Origin of the sequence: Chryseobacterium camelliae, from assembly GCF_002770595.1 — a bacterium.
Lineage (GTDB): Bacteria > Bacteroidota > Bacteroidia > Flavobacteriales > Weeksellaceae > Chryseobacterium > Chryseobacterium camelliae.
The window spans coordinates 1,377,304-1,396,796 of sequence record NZ_CP022986.1 but is presented as its reverse complement, the minus strand read 5'-3'; the positions used below and the strand labels follow the sequence as shown (position 1 = coordinate 1,396,796).

Sequence of the window (19,493 nt, the reverse complement as noted above, 5' to 3'; positions counted from 1 at the left end):
TATTTTAAAACGAACTATGTCAGATACATATCAGGCTGAAGATATCCGTCAGCTGACGGAAAAAGTAAAGGAAAAAAATTATCTCTTTACCCTGCTGCGCCAGGAAATCAATAAAGTGATTATCGGTCAGCAATACATGATAGACCGCCTGCTGGTTGGCCTGTTGGGTAACGGCCATGTCCTGTTGGAAGGTGTGCCGGGTCTCGCCAAAACGCTGGCTATAAAAACGCTTGCAGATGCCGTTCACGGAGAGTTTTCACGGATCCAGTTCACTCCGGACCTGCTCCCTGCGGATGTGGTCGGGACTATGATCTACAATATCAAGGATAACGATTTCTCCATAAAAAAAGGGCCGGTCTTTGCCAATTTCGTGCTGGCAGATGAGATCAACCGTGCCCCGGCTAAAGTACAGTCGGCACTTCTGGAAGTAATGCAGGAGAAACAGGTGACGATCGGTGATGAAACCATGAAGCTGCCAAAGCCTTTCCTCGTACTGGCAACCCAGAACCCGATTGACCAGGAGGGAACATACCTTCTCCCTGAAGCACAGAGCGACCGCTTTATGCTGAAATGTACAATTGACTATCCGGAATTTGAAGATGAAAGAACGGTCATGAGGATGGTTTCCACATCGCATCAGCCGAATGTAAATCCGGTAATCGGTTTGCAGGATATCGTTGACGCTAAAGAGATCATTAATCAGATTTACCTGGATGAAAAGATAGAAAAGTACATCCTGGATATGGTATTTGCTACCCGTTATCCTGAAAATTACGGGCTTTCCGAACTGAAAAATTATATCGGATTCGGAGCATCACCAAGGGCTTCCATCAATCTTGCCATTGCTTCGAGGGCCTATGCTTTCCTTAGAGGAAGGGCTTTCGTTATTCCGGAAGACGTTAAAGAGCTGGCCAAGGATGTCCTGAGACACAGGATCGGGCTTACTTTTGAAGCGGAAGCAGAAGAAATTTCAACGGAAGAGATCATCAACAGGATTTTAGCGAAAATACAGGCGCCATAATGGAGGGAGTAATCATCAGAAAGGCGGTTCGGGAAGATTGTGCTTCAATGCTGGAGCTGATCAGAGAGCTTGCTGCTTTTGAAAAAGCCCTGCATGAAGTTACCCTTGATCTCGTGCAGTTCACGGAAGACGGCTTCGGCCCATCTCCTGTATGGGGCGCTTTTGTAGCCGAGCTTAACAAAGAGATTGTAGGGATCTCATTGTATTATAGCCGGTATTCGACATGGAAAGGTAAAAGACTGTATCTTGAAGATCTCGTGGTAACGGAAAGGATGCGCGGAAAGAATATCGGAAAGCTGCTGTTTGAGGCTACACTGGAATATGGTAAGGCCAATAAGTACACCGGAATGGTTTTTCAGGTGCTGAACTGGAACGAACCGGCTATTAACTTCTATAAAAAGTATGATCCGAAATTTGATGATGAATGGCTGAATGTCTCGATAGAATTGAAATAACTCAATATAAAAACAACCTGAGTTTAACTTTGTTTTGAATGCGGTATTAGACCATGCAGATTAAAGATATTGTAAAAAAAGTAAAGCAGATAGAAATCCGTACCCGTAAAAAGACGGAGGCTACTTTGATGGGACAATATCACAGTGCTTTTAAAGGGCAGGGGATGACGTTCTCAGAAGTGCGGCCTTATCAGTTCGGGGATGAGATCCGGAGGATCGACTGGAATAAAACGGCGCGTTTCCGGGAGCCCTTCGTCAAGGTGATGGAAGAGGAAAGGGAACTCACGATGATGTTGGTGGTAGATATTTCCGCCTCCATGGATTACGGGACCAAAACCCAGCTGAAAAGGGAATACGTAGCCGAAATTGCCGCCAGTTTAGGGTTTTCTGCCGCAGGAAATAACGATAAAGTGGGTCTGATCCTGTTTGCTGATAAGGTATATAAAGTAATCCCGCCCCAGAAAGGAAGGAAACACATCCTTTCCATCATCAGCATGATCCTTACGGCAGATTATGTTCCGGCTGAATCCAAAGTGGATAAAGCCCTGGAGTATATGATGGGGATTTTTAAAAAGAAGTCTCTGGTATTCCTTTTTTCAGATTTTGAAGATGCGTATGATTCCAAAATGCTGAGGGTGGCTTCCAAAAAACATCAGTTATTGGGATTGCGCATTTATGATGAAAAAGACAATGCCATTCCGGATGTTGGGTATGCCCTGCTGTATGATTCCGAAACGGGAAAAGAGATCTGGGCCAATACTTCCAGCGCACGCTGGCGTTATACTTTTGCCGAAGCACAAAAACAGAAATTGAAAGCTCTGGAAGAAGATTTTGCCAACAGTTCGGCAGGCTTTATGAATATCAGTACCGGTACGGACTATTCCAGGATGCTGTATAATTATTTTCAGAAAAAATAAAACCTGACGTGCCGGAATGTCCATTGATATGGATGCTTCGGAACAACAGGGATATTGTTTAAATGTAAAAGAACCATTGAAGAAACTATTATTTATATTTTGTATTCTTATCTGCGCCCATGTTTTTCCGCAGATCCTTTCTTCCAATCTTGAGAAGAAAACCATAGCCTTAGGAGAAGTTGACCATTTCACCGTGAAGATTGACAACCTGAGCGGAAGGCAGGTTACGGCCGCTGCGAAAAATGAGCTTCTGCCTTTCCACTTTGAAGAAACCAAAGACAGTATCGGACAGAATGCAGACACTTACGAAAGAAAAATTGAGTTTGCCGTATTTGAAGAAGGGAAATTTACCATTCCTGAACTTGAATTTAAAGTCGGCGACCGGGTTCTGAAAACCATTCCTTATGAAATAGATGTCATTAATACGGCCCAGAAAGGAGACCAGATCAATGACATTATGAAAAATAAGGAGGTGAAGCTGGAAATCAAGGATTATTGGGAACTTTACAAATTTTATGTGCTCGCTGCCATTGCCCTTATCGCGCTGATTATTGTTATCATTGCTTTTGTCAAATGGGGCAGGAAGGTTAAAAGCGCTCCGGTGGTTACAACCAACCAGACACTGAAGGAACTGGAGTCCCTAAAAAAGAAAAAGTATATTGAAGACGGAAACTACCGTTCTTTCTATGTTGAGCTGATCGATATTTCCAGGAACTTTATCAGCCGTCAGTATCATCTGCCTGCAGATGTCCTGCTCACTGATGACCTGATTGAAGTAATGAAAAAGAACAATACCATTTCGATAGAAAATGAAAAAGTAGTGGAAGATATTTTCCTGAGGGGGGACCTGGTGAAATTTGCCAAGACCTTCCCGGACCAGCGGACCATGGAAAAGGATTTAGCGGATATCACCGCGTTTGTAAAAAGATCGTCCAAGGATATTGAATTTGAAAACTTAAGGAAGGATGTTTAATTTTGAGTTTTACAGTCCGTGGTTTCTGCTTCTCTTCATTCTGCTTGTCCCTGTACTGTTCAGGGATATCAGCAGCAGTAAGAGAAAGGGAATTAAAGTGCCTACCGTTAAAAATATGCAGGCCAGCGGAGGAATACAGGCGGTATTGTTTTTCCTGAAACTATCCAAGTACATCATTCTCTCCGCGCTTATCATCGCAATGGCGAGGCCGCGAACTTTTACCATATCGCAGGACCGTGACGATACCAAGGGAATCGACATTATGCTGTCCGTAGACGTATCGCTGAGTATGCTGGCCAAGGATCTTACGCCTGACCGCCTTACGGCTCTGAAGGATATCGCCATTAAGTTTGTGGAGAAAAGGCCTAATGACCGTTTAGGCCTTGTGACCTATTCCGGAGAGGCTTTTACCAAAGTGCCGGTAACTTCGGACCATCAGGTAGTCATTGATGAGCTTAAAAATCTGAATCCCCTGGAGCTTCAGCCCGGAACAGCGATCGGAGAAGGACTTTCAGTGGCGGTAAACCACCTTAAAAACAGCAAAGCGAAGAGCAAAATCATCATTCTGATGACGGATGGGGTGAATACAATAGAAAATGCCATGTCGCCGCAATTGGCTGCTGAACTGGCTAAAAATAACAACATTAAGGTATATGCTATCGGAATCGGTACCAATGGATATGCGCTGATGCCTACCCAGCTGGATATTTTCGGTGAACTGGTATTTACCGAAGCGGAAGTGAAGATTGACGAGCCTGTTCTGAGGGAAATTGCCCAGATGACCGGCGGGAAATATTTCAGGGCTACCTCGAACAGCAGCCTGGAAGAAGTATATAACGAAATCAACCAGCTTGAAAAATCAGATGTAAAAGTTTCTAAACTGTATAATTATGAGGAATATTTCAAGATTTTCCTCTGGATCGCTTTGGCAACCCTGGTTCTGGATGCCTTCATGAGATGGTTGTTTTATAAAATTTTGAGCTGATGGAGTGGTATTTGGGAAATTACTGGTATGTATTGCTGCTGTTGCTGTTGCCGCTGCTGGCTGTTTTAATGGTGCAGTACCTGAAATGGAAGAAGAAGAGAAGGGAACTGTTTGCCGACAGCCGGTTCCATGATCAGCTGTTTGAGAAAAAATCCGGTTTTACGAAATTTTTTCCGGCTCTGTATCTGTTGGGAACCCTATTTCTTATCTTTTCCATTATTGATCTTCTGAATGGTTCCGAAGTGGTGAAAACCAACCAGAGGCTGAATAATGTAATTTTTCTGCTCGATGTTTCCAATTCCATGAACGCGGAAGATATACAGCCCAGCCGCCTGACTGAAGCTAAAAACCTGATGGTGGGAACCATGCAGAAGATGAAGAACGATAAAGTAGGCATTGTCATCTTTGCCGGTGAAGCGAGTTCCATCATGCCGCTTACAACGGATTATAATTCAGCGGAAACTTACATCGATGCTATTGAAACCAATTCCATGCAGATCCAGGGAACGGATTTCCTGAAAGCCATACGCGTCGCTGCAGACAAATTTAAGAATGTTGCCAAAGGATCCAGGAAAGTAATCCTGCTGAGTGACGGGGAAGATAATGAAGGCAATGACGGCGCAGCCATACAGCTGGCTAAAAGAGAAGGAATTACCATCAATTCCGTTGGAATAGGCTCGGATGAAGGTGCTCCCGTACCGGAATATGTCTTCGGGCAGCTGATGGGATACAAGACCGATATGAATGGCCAGACCGTGATTTCCAAAAGGCAGACGGGTGCCCTGAGAAAGATGGCAGAAGCTACCGGCGGAACCTTTATCGACGGTAATAACATCAATGAGGCCCCAGAAAGGATTATTGACGCTCTGGCCAGAAATGCCGCTTCGTCGGAAACACTGGTGAAATCCCAGAATGCCAACCATTACTATCAGTATTTCCTCGCTGTGTCCATCTTTTTCTTTATGCTGATTTACCTTTTTAATCCCAAAAAAGATCTTAATGTGTGATGCATGATCTGATGGCCTTTACTTTAACCCAACTTTAACAAATAATCCCCTGTTTATTAACATATAAAGGAATAATTTTGCACAAGATGAATACTAAATTTATTTTTTTATCGTTTTTTATTACTTTGATGTTCCCGGAATTCCTTTTTGGGCAGAAAAGCTATAAGACACTGGTATTCGAAGGCAACCAGAAGTTCAATGGTAAAGATTATTCCGGGGCATCCGGAAAGTATTTAGACGCGCTTAAATCCAATCCTAAAGATTTTACGGCTCATTATAACCTTGGCAATGCCCTGTACAAGCAGAAAAAATATGATGAAGCCAGAGCGGAATTTGAAAAGGCGCAAAGCCTGGCCCAGACCATTCCGGATAAAGCGGCTGCACTCCATAACCTGGGCAATACCTACATGCAGACCAATAATCCTGAAAAGGCCGCCCAATTTTACAAACAATCCCTTAAGCAGCAGCCTTACAGTGAAGCTACCCGCAAGAACTATGAGATTGCCATGCTGAAGGATAAGGAAAACAAGCAGAAAAAAGACCAGCAGAAAAAATCAGGCAAAGGCGGCGGCGGAAAAGACCAGCAGCAGAACGATGATCCGAACGGTAATCCTAAAGACCAGCAGCAGGATCAGGGCAAAGGGCAGCAGAACAAAGGACAGGGCCCGCAGGGAGACACTCAGGACCCTAAAAAAAATAATGAAGGCAATATGCCGAAAGAAGTGGAAAACTCCATATTGAATAAAATCGGCGAGAAAGAAAAAGAAACCGCCAAAAGGATATTAAATAAGAATTCTTATTCGGTGCCTGAAAGCAACGAGAAAGACTGGTAATGCAGTACAGATTAACTTACATACTTGCGCTTCTCCTATCCGTAACCGCTTACGGGCAGGTGAATTTTACCATAACGCCTGATAAAACCGATTACAGCGGAAAAGATATCGTCAATCTGACAATCGTTCTGGAGCTTAACGGAAGCGAATATAACCAGCAGACCCCGATAAGGCTTCCTGATTTGTCAAAGTTCAATATGATCGGCACAGGATCCGTTAACAGCGGTTATATGGATCCGGAAACCAATACCGTCATTACCCAGTACATTACCCGTGTGGCGCTTGAGCCGAAGAAAAAAGGAAAAGTGAAAATAGGGTCCGTATTGGTGACCATCAATAATAAAATCTATAAAACCGAGCCTTTTGATATCGTAGTAAAGGATGTAGAGAAAAAGTCTCTCGCAGCCTCCGGGGATGTCTATCTGAATATGGAGGTACAGGATAAGGAGGTATATCAGGACCAGCCCACCATTGCCGTCCTGAAAGTCTACTCAAGGAATATAGACAATTTCAGGAAGGTGAAGAATATCCGTCTTCCCCACCAGGACAATATGGATGTGCAGCCTGTGAGCTTTGCAAGGTCTGAAATTGATCCTTCAGCTCCCGGAAACCTTTCTTCCCAGGTGGTTGCTATGTTCATGATCTTTCCTAATGAGTCCGGTTCTGTTGAAATTCCGGCAGTTACGGCATCGCTAAATTCCTATTCCAATAAGAATAAGCTGACCTCCAATAAAGTAAAGATCAGCGTCAAAAAGCTTCCGGAAGGATCTCCGGAAGGTTTTAAGAATGCTGTTGGAGATTTTAATATCAGTGTTTACAATACGTCCAAAGAAAGAATTGAGGCTAAAAAGCCGGTAAATGTTGTCGTTAAGGTAAGCGGGGAAGGCAACCTGACCAATATGGAACTGCCTAAAATACTCCCTTCACCGGATTACGAGGTGTTTGCACCGAAGATCACGTCTAAGGTGGTGCCGGGAACTGCCGGTATCAAAGGGGAGATCCTGGCTAATTATATCGTTATTCCAAGAAAGGCAGGACTGCTTTCGGTAAAGACAGAACCATTTGCTTTTTTTAACCCGGAAAACAAAGAATATGTAGATCTGGGACAAAAAATGCTGGCGTTGACTGCCATGTCCCACGAACAAGTGCTGGAAGCTCGTACTACGGTTGAAAAGGTCAATGAATACACCAACAACCTGCTTGAAACCGTTGACACTCCTGTACTGAAAACCACTTCATTCAAGGTAAAAGAAAAGGATAAATTCCACTGGAACATACTTTTGGTTAACGTACTGATCCTTTTAGGGCTTTTCGGTGCGTACCTGATATTCAGGAACTGGAGAAGAAAGCAGCGAAAAAATGAAAAGGCTGCACCGGCAGATTCATTGGGTTCTGTAGCAGAAACTGAAGAAAAGATCAGGGAGAGCATGAAGAGTGATATCAATGATTACTTCAGCTATTTGGAAAATCTTAAAGATAGCGGCGATTATCAAAGATTCTTTCAAACGGCAGATGAGCTGGATGCTGAAGTCAGGAAGCAGTATCAACAGAATTCTTCAGAGGCTATGAGAGTTTTCCTGGAATCTTATAAAGGTACTGTTATCGCAGAAGAATACAGGAATCTGTTACAGAAAATACAGATTGAAAAATATGCTCCTGTAAAATCTGCTGAGGCACTGGATGATCTTCTAACAGGTATCGTTAATTTCTATTCACAGATTAGCAAATAATCAGTTTATTTTCATATTTTTGCGAAATCTTTAAAAGTAACACGATGGAAATTTTTAATGGTTTTTCAATAAAAGAGATTGTCACCTGCTTTATGGTGCTTTTTGCCGTGATTGACATCATCGGTTCTGTACCGATTGTAGTGAGCTTACAGCAGAAATTCGGGCAGATAGAAGCCGGCAGGGCATCTGTTACCGCAGGACTGATCATGATTGTATTCCTGTTTGTAGGAAATAAGATCCTGAAGCTGATCGGCGTGGATGTCAATTCATTTGCCATTGCCGGTGCATTTGTGATTTTTGTCATAGCGCTGGAAATGATTCTCGGCATTGAAATTCATAAAACTACCGAAGTAAAGGCCGCTTCCATCGTTCCCATCGCATTTCCGCTGGTAGCAGGGGCCGGAACTTTAACCACTACTTTATCGTTAAGGGCTGAATTCCATGATATCAATATTATTTTAGGGATTATTCTCAATACAATTTTCGTATATTTGGTGCTGAAATCGGCGAAATGGATGGAGAAGAAAATGGGAGAGGCTACACTGGCAATCCTTCAGAAGGTTTTCGGAATTATCCTGCTGGCTATTTCAATTAAATTATTCACGGCAAACTTTGCACAGCTGGTGCAGAATTATATTAATTTTTAAAAATCATGCAGAAGATTTATAAAGTATTTTTGGTAGTGTTCATTGTTTTTACAGCGATTAACATCTACGCTTTAGACTGGCAATCGGATATGTTATCCGAAGACAACTCAAAATTCGTATTTTCCATTGCATCGGCAGTGATCGGATTGATTTTGCTTTTCGTGTTACATACTTGGAGCAAAGTAGGAGTTAAGAAATAATCGGAATATTTTTATATATAGACCTCTTTCATTTTGAAAGAGGTTTTTTTATGGGCCTCTATTGGACGGTCAGTTTGAATTGAGATAAAAAATAAGACTTAGTCCGAGCTATTATTCTATTTGATTCATTACAGCGTACAGCCAGCCTGATGCAGTGAAAGTATTATGATAAAAGGATCAGGTTTTTTAAAATTGCTTCAGATTTGAGCTCTGTTTCTCTCCATTCTTTTTCAGGAGAACTCTGGGAGGTAATACCGCCGCCTACAAACAGATGAACCGAGTCTTTGAACAGTTTTGCACAGCGCAGGTTCACATAGTACTGTACTGTTTCGCCAGTTTCAATCCTGATATACCCGGCGTAGAGCTCGCGGGGATATTTTTCAGTCCGTTCAATCTGTTCTTTACAGAAGTCCTTTGGAATTCCGCAAACAGCAGGAGTAGGGTGGAGGTCTGCTATGATCCGGTCAAGGTCTTCAGGTTTTATCCTGGCCTTGAAATCCGTTCTCAGATGTTTGATATTGCCTGAAATATGGTCATAGGTTGCTGAAATGCTTACTTCGTTGGAGTAACGGTCCAGAATATTTTTAATATAAACCGATACCGGCTTCTGTTCCTCGATTTCCTTTTCCGTCCATTCTTCTGAAACCGGAAGAGTGCCTGCAAGGCTCATGGTTTCAAATTCATGGGTAGACTTGTTGAATTTCCCCAGAACTTCAGAGAATGCGCCCATCCAGGAATGTCCGCCGTTATTGAAGATGTACCTGAAAGCATTCGGGTAGGCTTGGCAAAGATTGGTGAAGCTGGCATGAAGATCAATTTCGCTGAATCCGCCAACTATTTTTCTTCTGGAATACACCAGTTTAGGCAGGTTGTTTTCTTTGATGAGCCGGATAACCTGATGAACGTTTTCAATATATTCTTCCCGGGTTTCTTCCCGGTATTCCTGCTCTTCTTCCGGCAATGGCTGAAAAAGATCCGGTATGCTGTTCAAGGTTCCTGTATTCACCTGAACCAGCTTTCCGGGACACCGGACTCCCTCTGAACTGTTGAAAGGATGAAAGCTTATATGATTTTCATTCGGATCTTCATCGGTTGAGTACAGCTGTTCATCGAAGGGGAATTTAAAATAGACCACGGATCAGGAAGGATTTATTTGTGGATAATGGCATTCGTCATTGTGGTATGGCTGATCAGCTGGCCTTTTTCGTCACGGATCTCAATTTCTGAAACGTGCATCGATTTCCCTTTTCTGATGAACCGTACAAAACCTGTAACTATTCCTTCCTTTTTACTTTTTAAATGATTGGTGCTGATATTGGTGCCTACTCCATAGTATTTATCGCCGTCGATAAAAATATTGGACAGGCTTGATCCCAGGGTTTCAGCGAGCACGCAGCTTGCCCCGCCGTGCATAATTCCGAATGGCTGATGTATTCTCGGCAAAACCGGCATTGTTGCGGTTAAGGTCTCATTCTCAAGATCAATATCCGTAAACTTAATGTCAAGCGTTTTCGGAAATGTTTCGTCACCCCAATCGTTGATGTATGCCAGTATTTCTTCCTTGGTGCCCTGCATGGTTTTGTAATTTAAGTTGTTAAAAGTAATGAGTAATGGGTAATTAGTTTACAACTATACTATAATTTTAATAAGCTATCTAATGTCTGAAGTCTGATATCTGATGTCTGAAATCTTACATCTAACTCCTAATTCCCCATAATATTCGGATTCCAGTTGGCCGGAACTTTCGGGCCGATGTCATTCTTGATATAATAATCCTGTATTTCTGCCATGATTTCTTCATACGGAACAGAAGCAATCCTTTCATACGGGATGGTGTATCCCAGATAAACGGTTTTCCGCTTAAAATCTCCGGCTGCCAGAACAATGGGAACTTTGGCTGCCAGTGCCATATGGTAAAACCCTTTCCTCCATTTCGGTACCCAGCTCCGCGTTCCTTCAGGTGTAATCACGAGGCTGAAATCATCTTTTTCAAACTGTTTGGCTACGAAGTTGACCAGATCGTTTTTCTGGCTCCTGTCAATACCTATTCCGCCCAGTCCTCTCACTGCGCTTCCGTACCATGCTTTGGTATGGGCATCTTTAATAATGATTTTCAGGGGCTTTTTCAGGGACCAGTAGGCAAGGTTGCCGAGGATGTACTCCATATTATGCGTATGGGGAGCAACAACAAGGATGCACCGGTTGAGTACGTTAACATCGCCCTGCAGAACGACTTTCCAGCCCATAAGCTTCAGCAATAGTTTGCCGATCAGTGTTTTCATAGATCTTACATTAAAGCAAAAAAGTATAACCAAAGTGGTTATACTTTACAAATATATTGAAATATTATTTCTTAAAACAAACCGGTGATGAAATCAACGACTTTTATAACGATTTCTAATGCGACCTGTACCATTGTGATTATTTTTTTTGTTGGGATTATTAATTTTGTACGAAGATAAAACTATTTGGTGAAATATCAATATCAAAACAGCATTTTTTTTATTTTTCTGAGAGAAGAAGGGTGTGAATTTCAAACGGTTGCTTTCCATTCACACCTTCAAACCACTCTCTACCGTTTATTATTTGGTTTTTATAGAAATTTCATTTTTCCCTTCATTTACCTTGATGTCTACATCTCCGTTCTTGAAGTTTTTCTTGATGTTGGTCTTGATGGAATCCATTACTTTGTTGGCTTCGGATTCAGGAACTTTTTTACCGTTGATGATGATGCTGTCTTCATCTTCTGAATTGTATTCGATGGTAGATCCGTTTACGGTAATCTTGTTTTTTTCAATCCTGATATTTCCGTTATCGTCTCTTTCCTGGTCATTATCGTTGATTCCGTCTGCATTGAGGTCTCCGTCGAAACTGATTTCGTCATTTTTTGCCGGAATGACTACGGTTTTTAAAGGAAGTACAAGTTCATAATCAATATTGTAGCTTCTGAATCGGTGGTCGTAAGGATATTTGATGTAATTCGGAAGGATAATTCTGTTGTTTATTACATCAACCGGAATACTTACATTCAATGGTAAATTATATCCTTTAGCTTCTTTTTTGATGATCAGGTAAGGCGCCTTAACATCGGCTTTTCTTGTCACGTCAAGGTGGATCCAGTCTTTTTTGTATACTGATACTTTGTCGGAATAAAGATCATCATCGTATGCTGTGAAATTCTGAGGAATGGTGACCTGCTTAACATCTACGTATAATGTATCAGACTTCGTATCGATGGCAATCTCTTCGGTATCTTCCTTATGTCCTTTGAAGAGCATTTCTCTTTTCGCCATACTTACACCGAAATAGCTTCCTAATGCAATCAGACTAAGGAAAAGTGCGCCCAGCACCCAGCCTATATTTTTCAGTTTTGTTTTTGGGGAGAAAATTCTGATGCTCAGCAGGCTGAAGATAATCGCCGGGATCAGGGAACCGATAACCATTATTGCTACCAGGACTTTATCCAGGCCATTGTCATCCATATAAAACCGCATCTCATTAGCTCCCGGGAAATTGGAATTGATCCCGAAAAGCCCAAACAATACGAAAGTTCCTACAATACTTCCTACAGCCATAATGACAAAGATTCCGCCGATGATGTATTTCAGCACATTCCACACTCCGCTGCCGGCGTTGTTGATGTAAGGCTTATTTTCGATATAAATCTCTCCGACCCTCTGAGTAGACTCGTTGGCAAACTGTACCAGCTTGTTGGACTCATTCTTAAGATTGTCGAAATTCATTGGCTTTCCCTTCATTTTCAGGAAATCAGCGGCGGTCTCTGCTTTGGGCAGGACTGCCCAAAGAATAATATACAGTAAGAATACCAGAGTGGAGGAAACCGCTGCCGTAAAGATTCCCAGGATGAAAATCCCCAGCCAGATCGCTCTCATTGCTGTAATATCCATTCCTACATAATGGGCAAGACCTGCGCATACCCCGGCGATTTTCTGTCTTTCCGGATCACGGAACAGCTGCTTTTTATCTGTAGCCTCGGTTCCCGGAGCATATGTTTTCTTGGTGTTTTTTTCAGAATAGTAAGCCTCTTCTTGCTCTTCGATTTTTTCAGGGCTCCCGATCTGTGCAATCACCCTTTCTACGTCTGTATCGTTGATTACTTCGCGTTTGGACATGGAATCCCTGAAGATTTCAACCATCCTGATTTCGATGTCGTGCATTACCTCGTCTGCTTCTTCAGCATCCAGTGAGCTCCGGAGTGCATTGAGATAATCGCTGAGTTTTATATAAGCATGCTCTTCTATGGTGAAAGAAAAACCTGCGAGTCCTATTGAGAGTGTCTTGTTCATAGCTTTGTTTTTTAATGGTTTTGAGTAATTTGGTTAACCGAGTTGGTGAGGTCATTCCAGGTATTCTGGAGCTCGTCTAAAAACAGTTTCCCTTTTGCGGTAATCTGGTAATACTTTCTGGGTGGGCCGCCGGTAGATTCTTCCCAACGATAGGAGAGGAATTCCCCGTTTTTAAGTCTGGTCAGGAGAGGGTAGAGGGTTCCTTCCACGACATCCAGTTTTCCTTTTTTCAGTTCATCAATAAGATCAGACACATACATTTCCCGGTGGTTGATGAGACTCAAAATACAGAATTCCAGAATCCCTTTCCGCATTTGCGCTTTGGTATTTTCGGTATTCATTTTTAATAAGTTTTAATGAGTTATATTTTCAGTCTCCGGTTCCTAGCTAGTTGAACCTTCTCTGATTTTACATTACAAAGATATGTAATTAAAATGGTATTATGCAATACAAAGTAGTGAAAAAATATTTTATTTTATATTAATTGATTGATAATCAATAATATAAATTTTTAATGAATTTTGAGGGGGAGCCGAAAAGGATTATTTAGATGGGATTTTTTACTATTTTTCCGGATACCTTTACCGGTCTCAGCGTGACTAATGCCTTCTTTTCTACCTGGTCGTGAGAAGATATAAAGCTGAACTGCTGATAAAATTTACGGACAATCAGCACCATTTCCATCATGGCGAAATGTTCCCCGATGCACAGCCGTGGTCCGGCTCCGAAAGGATAATAGGCAAAGTTCCGGGCATTCTCATCGTCAAAACGTTCCGGAATAAAGGCTTCCGGATCTGCCCAGTATTTAGGGTTTCTATGCAGGCCGCTGATGTACAGGATGATCTGGGTACCTTTTCCCCAGGAATAGTCTTTGAAATGGTCGTCCTCGAGTGCTTCCCGGTCAATGCCCCATGCCGGCGGATGCAGCCGCATCGCTTCCTTAATGATATTGACGGTGTAGGATTTTTTCATCAGGGATTCCGGAGTGAAAACCTCTTCACCCAACCCGGAAATTTCGTTCCTTAAAGCCTGTTCCGCCTCAGGATGCCTGCTGATCTCAAAAAGATAAAGCTTAATGCGTTGGCTGTCGTTTCATGTCCGGCGATAAACAGGATAAGCATTTCATCAACCAGCTGTTCATCGGTCATGGGAAGCTGGGTATCTTCATACCTTGCATTGATCATCATATCAAGCAAATCGTGCTTTTCTTCACCGGATGCGCGCCTTTTATCCAGGATCTCCTGAATGATCTTTCTCGCCCGTTCACTTTTCCGGATGTTCTTCCCGGTAATCCCGAGGATATCCATGGCCTTGGTGTAAAAAGGAAGCCGTACTTCTCTGGTGAAAACTTCCTGGATTTCAGTGATGATCCTGCCCAGTTCATGGACTTTAGCCTGGTCGATATCAGAACTGAACAGAGTTTTGGCTACGATATCAAAAGCCAGTTGATGGAAAAAATGGTACAGGTCGGTTTCTTCCTGGCCTTTAAACAGCAGCAGCGACCGGTCGATTTCCTCTTCCATAATGGAAACCAGGCTGCTGATCTTCGCTTTGCTGAATCCCGGCTGTATGAGCCTTCGCTGCTGAAGCCAGTCTTTTCCGTTATTGGTAAGCAGCCCCTTCCCCAGATACTTCCTGAGGGTAACCGACTGGATTTCAGATTTAAAATAATTCCTGTGGTTCTCTTTAAGGATGTACTCCACAAACTCCTGATCCTGGGTAAAGATGAACTTTTTGTCAGCAAAGGAAGCATTGATGAAGTAATGGTCGCCGGCAATCCGGTGGTTCCTGCTGATGACTTCCAGCGGATGGTTAACCCCTTTTAACAAAGAATATAATTTATCAAGTCCGGTAATTTCTGTAGGGTAGTGGAAGGGTGAAGGCATACTGAATATTTGTTATCTAAAGGTAAAGAATATATATGATACCCTTAAATGAATTATTTTTGCAGTATGAAAATACAAAAGGAAATAAATTTCATCTTAGCCGTAGACGCTTTGAAAAATGTACAGAGAAGAAATTATAATGCTGATGATACCCGGCGGGAAAATACGGCCGAACATTCCTGGCAGATCATCATCCTTGCCCAGATCCTTTATCCGTACGCGAAATGCAGTGCGGATATCGACCTTCTGCGGGTGATCAGGATGCTTTCCATCCATGACCTGGTGGAAATTGAAGCCGGAGATACCTTTTTGTTTGATGAACAGGCAATGGTCGGGAAGTTTGAGCGCGAAAAACAGTCTGCCAAAAATATTTTCGGGATCCTGGATGAACCGATCCGCTCGGAATTTTTTAACCTCTGGCTGGAGTTTGAAGAAGAGCAGACTCCGGATGCTATTTTCGCCTGTGCCATAGACCGTATCATGCCGTTCATCCTGAACTCCCATACATCAGGGAAGAGCTGGACAGAAGCCGGCGTAACGGAAAAGCAGGTGAGGAAGATGCTTGAACATGCCATTGGCAGGGCTTCCGATGAAATGGGTGAGGCATTTGAGATGCTGCTGACGAAATGCCTGGACAATCAAAAGATTGTCAAAGAGCTGTAATAATAAGGCTTGCGGCGGCCGGAGGCCGCTGCAAGCCACTGATGTATTTATAATATAGGAGTTGGTTTCTTGAACTCATCAATGGATACAAAAGTGAAATCCCCGACAATAGCTTTTTCACGCTCATAAGAATACATCTGTTCCGTGTAGATCTCAACACTTACCTTCATACTGGTGGTTCCCACGTGTGCTACTTTACCGATCAGCTCTACAATGGTCCCGGCAGGAATCGGTTTTTTAAAGTCGATCTTGTCGCTGCTTACCGTAACCACCCTTTTCCGGGCAAAACGGGTAGCGGTAATAAAGGCGACTTCATCCATCAGCTGCATGGCGGTCCCTCCGAACAGGGTATCATAATGATTGGTGGTATTAGGGAAAACGGCTTTAAAAATTCTGGTTTCCGAGGCTTCAATTCTTTCTTCTGTTGTCATTATTGCATTGTTATATTAAAGCGAATGGAGCCGTTGAGCAGAATAATGACAGCAGGAACATACGATGTTCCCGTAAGCATTCATCAGATCAATCAACTTCAGATCGCGAAAGTTTTTTGTATAGAGGAAAGGCAGGTCTCCTGACTCATACCGTCTTTATTTCCTTCCCATGCTTCTGCACAGTGGATCATCAATAAAGATTTAAGGTACTTACAGTTGCGCGACAGTTCGTGATTTGCACACGATTCCCTTTTCATCTGCGTTAAGCAGAACCGGTTCCTGTGATGAATAAGCGATAAAACTTTTCAGGGCAAAAGTACGGATAAAACGTGAAAAGAAAAGGTTATTCAGGATTTTTATAAATGATCTGGCTGATCACCCTTCCTTCCTTAATCGTCCACAGCGTAGTATAGCGGTTTTCACCTGACCCGTTGATCATATAAAGGAAAATATGGTCGTCATCAATGGAAGTTACCCCTACATGATTGAAATCCATGGTGGGCTGGAACATATTTTTAATGGCTTCCCGCACAAATACGGATCCTCTTCCGGGCTGCTGGACGCGGATGGACTTGATCTCCGTCATTCCTTCCGGAAGCTGGTTGCTGATGCCCCATGGTTTTACTTTATCAATCGTCAGGATATTTCCGCTGGCATCTTTTTCCTGTTTGCGGTAGCCGGCATTGGAAGGATAGACATCAATAATCACTTTGGATCTCTGGGATACAGGAATTTTGGAATTGCTGTTATCGGTAAAAATAAGTGACCTTCCATTCTTGGATTTGGATGGGGTAAACTGGGGAAGCTGGTCGATAAAGGCAATGCGGTCTTTATTCACCATCCCTTCCTTATCCAAAGTTTCGTAACGCACAAAAGGCTTGCCGTCGTCCTGTTTCTCAGGGTATTTGATCCAGATCCATTCCGTTTCCCCGGGTGCCGTTTTTACATACACGAAAACATCGCCTTTACGCATCCTGATCTTATCGACAATCTTCCGGTAATTGTCCTTCGGTACGCGTACCATGGCATATCCTTCTTCAGCTTTTACCACTCCGAACGGTACTTTAGACTGCCCCGGTACAAAGGCCAGAGAAAAAATAGTGAAAACGGAAGCGTATAATGTTTTGGTTGCGGAATTCATCATGGATCTTTTTAAAGCTCAAAGATATAAAATTAAATGCTCTCCGGCAGATACTTATTCTTTTGTAATTCACTGAAATCCCTGACAGGTTTCAGAGAGCCTCGGGACATCAGGTAAACATGATCTGAAACATCCCAGACCTCCTGAAAATGGTGATCTGAAATCATAATTCCTTTTTGTGTTGACTGTTCTTTGATGATCTTCTGAAGCTCTGCGGTCACTTTCGGTGAAAGACCGCTGAAAGGTTCATCCAGAAGAATAAATCTGGAATCTGAATATAAAATCAACAGTGCTTCCGCAATCCTTTTTTCGCCTGTTGAAAGATTTCCCGGAACTTCATTGAGAAAAGGCTGGATCAGGCCCGTTGCAGATAACGTTTCTGCATTTTCCCGGCCGCAGAATAAAGGGATCAGTCTTTTGATCTTTATCCGTTTGGGAATAAAAGAATATTGAGGGAGGTACGCAATTCTGCCTGCCCGGTCTTTTTGATTTCTGATTACATGGTCATCCATCCTGATAAACCCTGTATCCCCTTTCTCCTGTCCGGAAATAATTTTAAGCAACGTAGATTTTCCCGAGCCGTTTATGCCTAAAATCCCCGTAACCTTTCCTGTCTCGGAACGGATATAGATATCCTGCAGAATTCTTTTCTCGCCATATGTTTTCGTGATGCTGTCAATATGAAGCAGGCTCATAGGAATGTAGTAATAAGATTGGTGATGATGCTCAATATAACCGTCAACATCCAGAGGAATATTCTTGAGAATCCGAAATGGGCATAGAATGCATATTCATTTTTCAGTCTCAGTTCATAAACGAAATAATGCAGCAAGGGGAGAATCAGGAGAAAACATAATCCGAAATCAGAAGCACTGAATCCGCCCTGAAAAGATAACAGCAGGGAAATGAAAACTGATGGAATCAGCAGTTTCAGATAAAAAATCCGGAGGATGGTAAATTGTCTGATCATTTCTAACTGAACTTATCCCGTAAAGATAATTAAAATGTAATGCTGATGTTTATTTTCTTCGACAGAGTAATTTAATATATTTAATTCACTATATTTAGAAAAATAATTTAAACGATAGGTATCATGATAAAAAATCTATTTTATTTCCTAGTGCTGTTCTCAGGAACTTCTTTTCTTAAGGGTAACAACATTACTGTAAACGAATCCTCATCCGGTATTTTCTGTGATAATCTGCCGCCGGACAATGTGCATACAAGTTTTATTATGATGAATTCTGCTGTGATAAACTGGACATTTGATCCTAATTCGCCAAACTATGCGGTACGATTCAGGCCGGTGGGCAGCAATGCCTGGTCTGTCATCTATTCGTCGTCCGTAGGCTATTGTACCCTAACTAATTTAGTCCCCTGCACTTCGTATGAGGTGTATGTTGCTAAAATATGCAATGGTTTAACAGGATTACCATCCTCTATTCTAACTTTTACAACTGCACTGAATTACTGTACAGCTGCTTCTACAGGTGCAGAAGTAATGCATATTTCCAATGTTACGGTAACCCCGTCAGGAACAGGTCTTACTCCTATGGTAAGCAATTCCGGGACTTCAACGTATACAGACTACCGTCCGGACCCGTCCCGCAAAGTTCAGCTGTTTCTGGGAAGTACCAATAATATTATCTCAGTCTCCAAGATGTGGCAGGCAACTCCGGGCACGGCATCGGTAAGAGCATGGATCGATTTTAATGCTGATGGGACATTTCAGGATTCAGAAATGATATTAGCCTCCAATTCAGCCGGTTCATCCGCAGTCAGTTCGTCATTTGCTGTTCCTCCGACCGCATTCCAAACAGGATCAGGCTGCGGCATAGGCATGAGAGTTATAATAAGCGAAACCTATACAAGTCCCGTTTGCGGAACGTTCACTTATGGGGAGGTGGAAGATTATGGAGTGTATATATCAGCGGATGCCAGTCTTTCTGCCTCCGAAACCGGTATAGTGAACCATGCAAGTATTTACCCTAATCCTGCCTCGGATATCATACATGTCTCAGGCATTTCCGGACATGAATTTGAAATTTATAATGCAGCAGGGCAAAAAATCAGCACAGGAAAAATTTCAGATCAGAAAATAGATGTCCGCCATCTGGTAAAAGGCATCTATTTTATACAGGTTAAACATTATGATAAGATCACGCGCCTTAAGCTGATCAAAAAATAATAAAAGAGTGCTCGGCAATGAGCACTCTTTTTTATTATACATCACCATAAGAAAGTATCATTTCTGATATCTTACGGATTAATTATATCATTTTCAAATTACCAAATTC

At 42.5% G+C, this 19,493-nt stretch carries 21 protein-coding genes, 1 pseudogene and 1 riboswitch; of the genes and pseudogenes, 12 read left to right on the top strand and 10 right to left on the bottom strand.

All coding sequences use genetic code 11. The features are described 5' to 3' along the window. Positions 1-16 precede the first annotated feature (16 nt). The 10 genes from CGB83_RS06330 (at position 17) to CGB83_RS06285 (ending at position 8,768) form a co-directional block, all read left to right on the top strand. Entirely contained in the window at positions 17-1,021 is a 1,005-nt protein-coding gene (locus tag CGB83_RS06330; protein WP_100075058.1) for an AAA family ATPase, read from the top strand. Then, positions 1,021-1,476 (top strand): GNAT family N-acetyltransferase, encoded by a 456-nt coding sequence (locus CGB83_RS06325; RefSeq protein WP_100075057.1) that lies wholly within the window; start codon positions 1,021-1,023, stop codon positions 1,474-1,476. The genes CGB83_RS06330 and CGB83_RS06325 overlap by 1 nt, the downstream gene beginning before the upstream one ends. A gap of 53 nt (positions 1,477-1,529) precedes the next feature. After that, positions 1,530-2,393, top strand: coding sequence for a DUF58 domain-containing protein (locus CGB83_RS06320; protein WP_100075056.1), 864 nt, complete (start codon positions 1,530-1,532; stop codon positions 2,391-2,393). Positions 2,394-2,469: 76 nt separating this feature from the next. After that, positions 2,470-3,366 (top strand): BatD family protein, encoded by an 897-nt coding sequence (locus tag CGB83_RS06315; protein ID WP_100077516.1) that lies wholly within the window; start codon positions 2,470-2,472, stop codon positions 3,364-3,366. Next, a complete protein-coding gene (locus CGB83_RS06310; protein WP_100075055.1) occupies positions 3,359-4,351 on the top strand; it encodes a vWA domain-containing protein in 993 nt (330 codons plus the stop codon). Before CGB83_RS06315 ends, CGB83_RS06310 begins: the two co-directional genes overlap by 8 nt. Next, a complete protein-coding gene (locus tag CGB83_RS06305) occupies positions 4,351-5,358 on the top strand; it encodes a VWA domain-containing protein (protein ID WP_100075054.1) in 1,008 nt (335 codons plus the stop codon). The genes CGB83_RS06310 and CGB83_RS06305 overlap by 1 nt, the downstream gene beginning before the upstream one ends. 86 nt (positions 5,359-5,444) lie before the next feature. Next, positions 5,445-6,191: a tetratricopeptide repeat protein gene (locus CGB83_RS06300; protein WP_100075053.1), complete on the top strand. Its 747-nt coding sequence runs from the start codon at positions 5,445-5,447 to the stop codon at positions 6,189-6,191. Continuing rightward, positions 6,191-7,921 (top strand): BatD family protein, encoded by a 1,731-nt coding sequence (locus CGB83_RS06295; protein WP_100075052.1) that lies wholly within the window; start codon positions 6,191-6,193, stop codon positions 7,919-7,921. The genes CGB83_RS06300 and CGB83_RS06295 overlap by 1 nt, the downstream gene beginning before the upstream one ends. A 44-nt stretch (positions 7,922-7,965) precedes the next feature. After that, a complete protein-coding gene (locus CGB83_RS06290) occupies positions 7,966-8,568 on the top strand; it encodes a MarC family protein (RefSeq protein WP_100075051.1) in 603 nt (200 codons plus the stop codon). A gap of 5 nt (positions 8,569-8,573) precedes the next feature. Beyond that, positions 8,574-8,768 (top strand): hypothetical protein, encoded by a 195-nt coding sequence (locus tag CGB83_RS06285; RefSeq protein WP_100075050.1) that lies wholly within the window; start codon positions 8,574-8,576, stop codon positions 8,766-8,768. Positions 8,769-8,931: 163 nt separating this feature from the next. Here CGB83_RS06285 and CGB83_RS06280 read toward each other — a convergent pair whose 3' ends face one another. From CGB83_RS06280 to CGB83_RS20440, 6 genes and pseudogenes are all read right to left on the bottom strand, one after another. Then, the gene (locus tag CGB83_RS06280) at positions 8,932-9,903 is read right to left on the bottom strand and encodes a chorismate-binding protein (protein ID WP_100075049.1); all 972 of its coding nucleotides are present in this window, start codon (positions 9,901-9,903) and stop codon (positions 8,932-8,934) included. Between the two features lie 14 nt (positions 9,904-9,917). Next, positions 9,918-10,343 (bottom strand): PaaI family thioesterase, encoded by a 426-nt coding sequence (locus CGB83_RS06275; protein ID WP_100075048.1) that lies wholly within the window; start codon positions 10,341-10,343, stop codon positions 9,918-9,920. A 128-nt stretch (positions 10,344-10,471) separates the two neighbouring features. Beyond that, entirely contained in the window at positions 10,472-11,050 is a 579-nt protein-coding gene (locus CGB83_RS06270) for a 1-acyl-sn-glycerol-3-phosphate acyltransferase (protein ID WP_100075047.1), read from the bottom strand. Positions 11,051-11,350: 300 nt separating this feature from the next. After that, positions 11,351-13,075 carry a PspC domain-containing protein gene (locus tag CGB83_RS06265; protein WP_100075046.1) on the bottom strand — a complete coding sequence of 575 codons (1,725 nt, stop codon included), beginning with the start codon at positions 13,073-13,075 and terminating at the stop codon, positions 11,351-11,353. Positions 13,076-13,086: 11 nt separating this feature from the next. Continuing rightward, entirely contained in the window at positions 13,087-13,416 is a 330-nt protein-coding gene (locus CGB83_RS06260) for a PadR family transcriptional regulator (RefSeq protein WP_100075045.1), read from the bottom strand. Positions 13,417-13,621: 205 nt separating this feature from the next. Further along, positions 13,622-14,961: pseudogene (locus CGB83_RS20440) on the bottom strand (cytochrome P450). Between the two features lie 66 nt (positions 14,962-15,027). On the opposite strand from CGB83_RS20440, the gene CGB83_RS06245 reads away from it, so the two are divergent. Further along, positions 15,028-15,624 (top strand): HD domain-containing protein, encoded by a 597-nt coding sequence (locus tag CGB83_RS06245; protein WP_100075042.1) that lies wholly within the window; start codon positions 15,028-15,030, stop codon positions 15,622-15,624. A 47-nt stretch (positions 15,625-15,671) separates the two neighbouring features. Here CGB83_RS06245 and CGB83_RS06240 read toward each other — a convergent pair whose 3' ends face one another. The 4 genes from CGB83_RS06240 to CGB83_RS06225 form a co-directional block, all read right to left on the bottom strand. Then, positions 15,672-16,055, bottom strand: a complete 384-nt coding sequence (locus CGB83_RS06240) for an acyl-CoA thioesterase (RefSeq protein ID WP_100075041.1) — start codon at positions 16,053-16,055, stop codon at positions 15,672-15,674. Positions 16,056-16,168: 113 nt separating this feature from the next. After that, positions 16,169-16,348, bottom strand: a riboswitch (cobalamin riboswitch). 50 nt (positions 16,349-16,398) lie between these two features. Further along, on the bottom strand, positions 16,399-17,199 hold the full coding sequence (locus CGB83_RS06235) for a hypothetical protein (RefSeq protein WP_100075040.1): 801 nt from the start codon (positions 17,197-17,199) through the stop codon (positions 16,399-16,401). A 29-nt stretch (positions 17,200-17,228) separates the two neighbouring features. Beyond that, on the bottom strand, positions 17,229-17,891 hold the full coding sequence (locus CGB83_RS06230; protein ID WP_100075039.1) for an ATP-binding cassette domain-containing protein: 663 nt from the start codon (positions 17,889-17,891) through the stop codon (positions 17,229-17,231). Then, positions 17,888-18,166: a hypothetical protein gene (locus tag CGB83_RS06225; protein ID WP_100075038.1), complete on the bottom strand. Its 279-nt coding sequence runs from the start codon at positions 18,164-18,166 to the stop codon at positions 17,888-17,890. The genes CGB83_RS06230 and CGB83_RS06225 overlap by 4 nt, the downstream gene beginning before the upstream one ends. A gap of 123 nt (positions 18,167-18,289) precedes the next feature. On the opposite strand from CGB83_RS06225, the gene CGB83_RS06220 reads away from it, so the two are divergent. Beyond that, positions 18,290-19,384 (top strand): GEVED domain-containing protein, encoded by a 1,095-nt coding sequence (locus CGB83_RS06220; protein WP_100075037.1) that lies wholly within the window; start codon positions 18,290-18,292, stop codon positions 19,382-19,384. Positions 19,385-19,493: the final 109 nt, after the last annotated feature.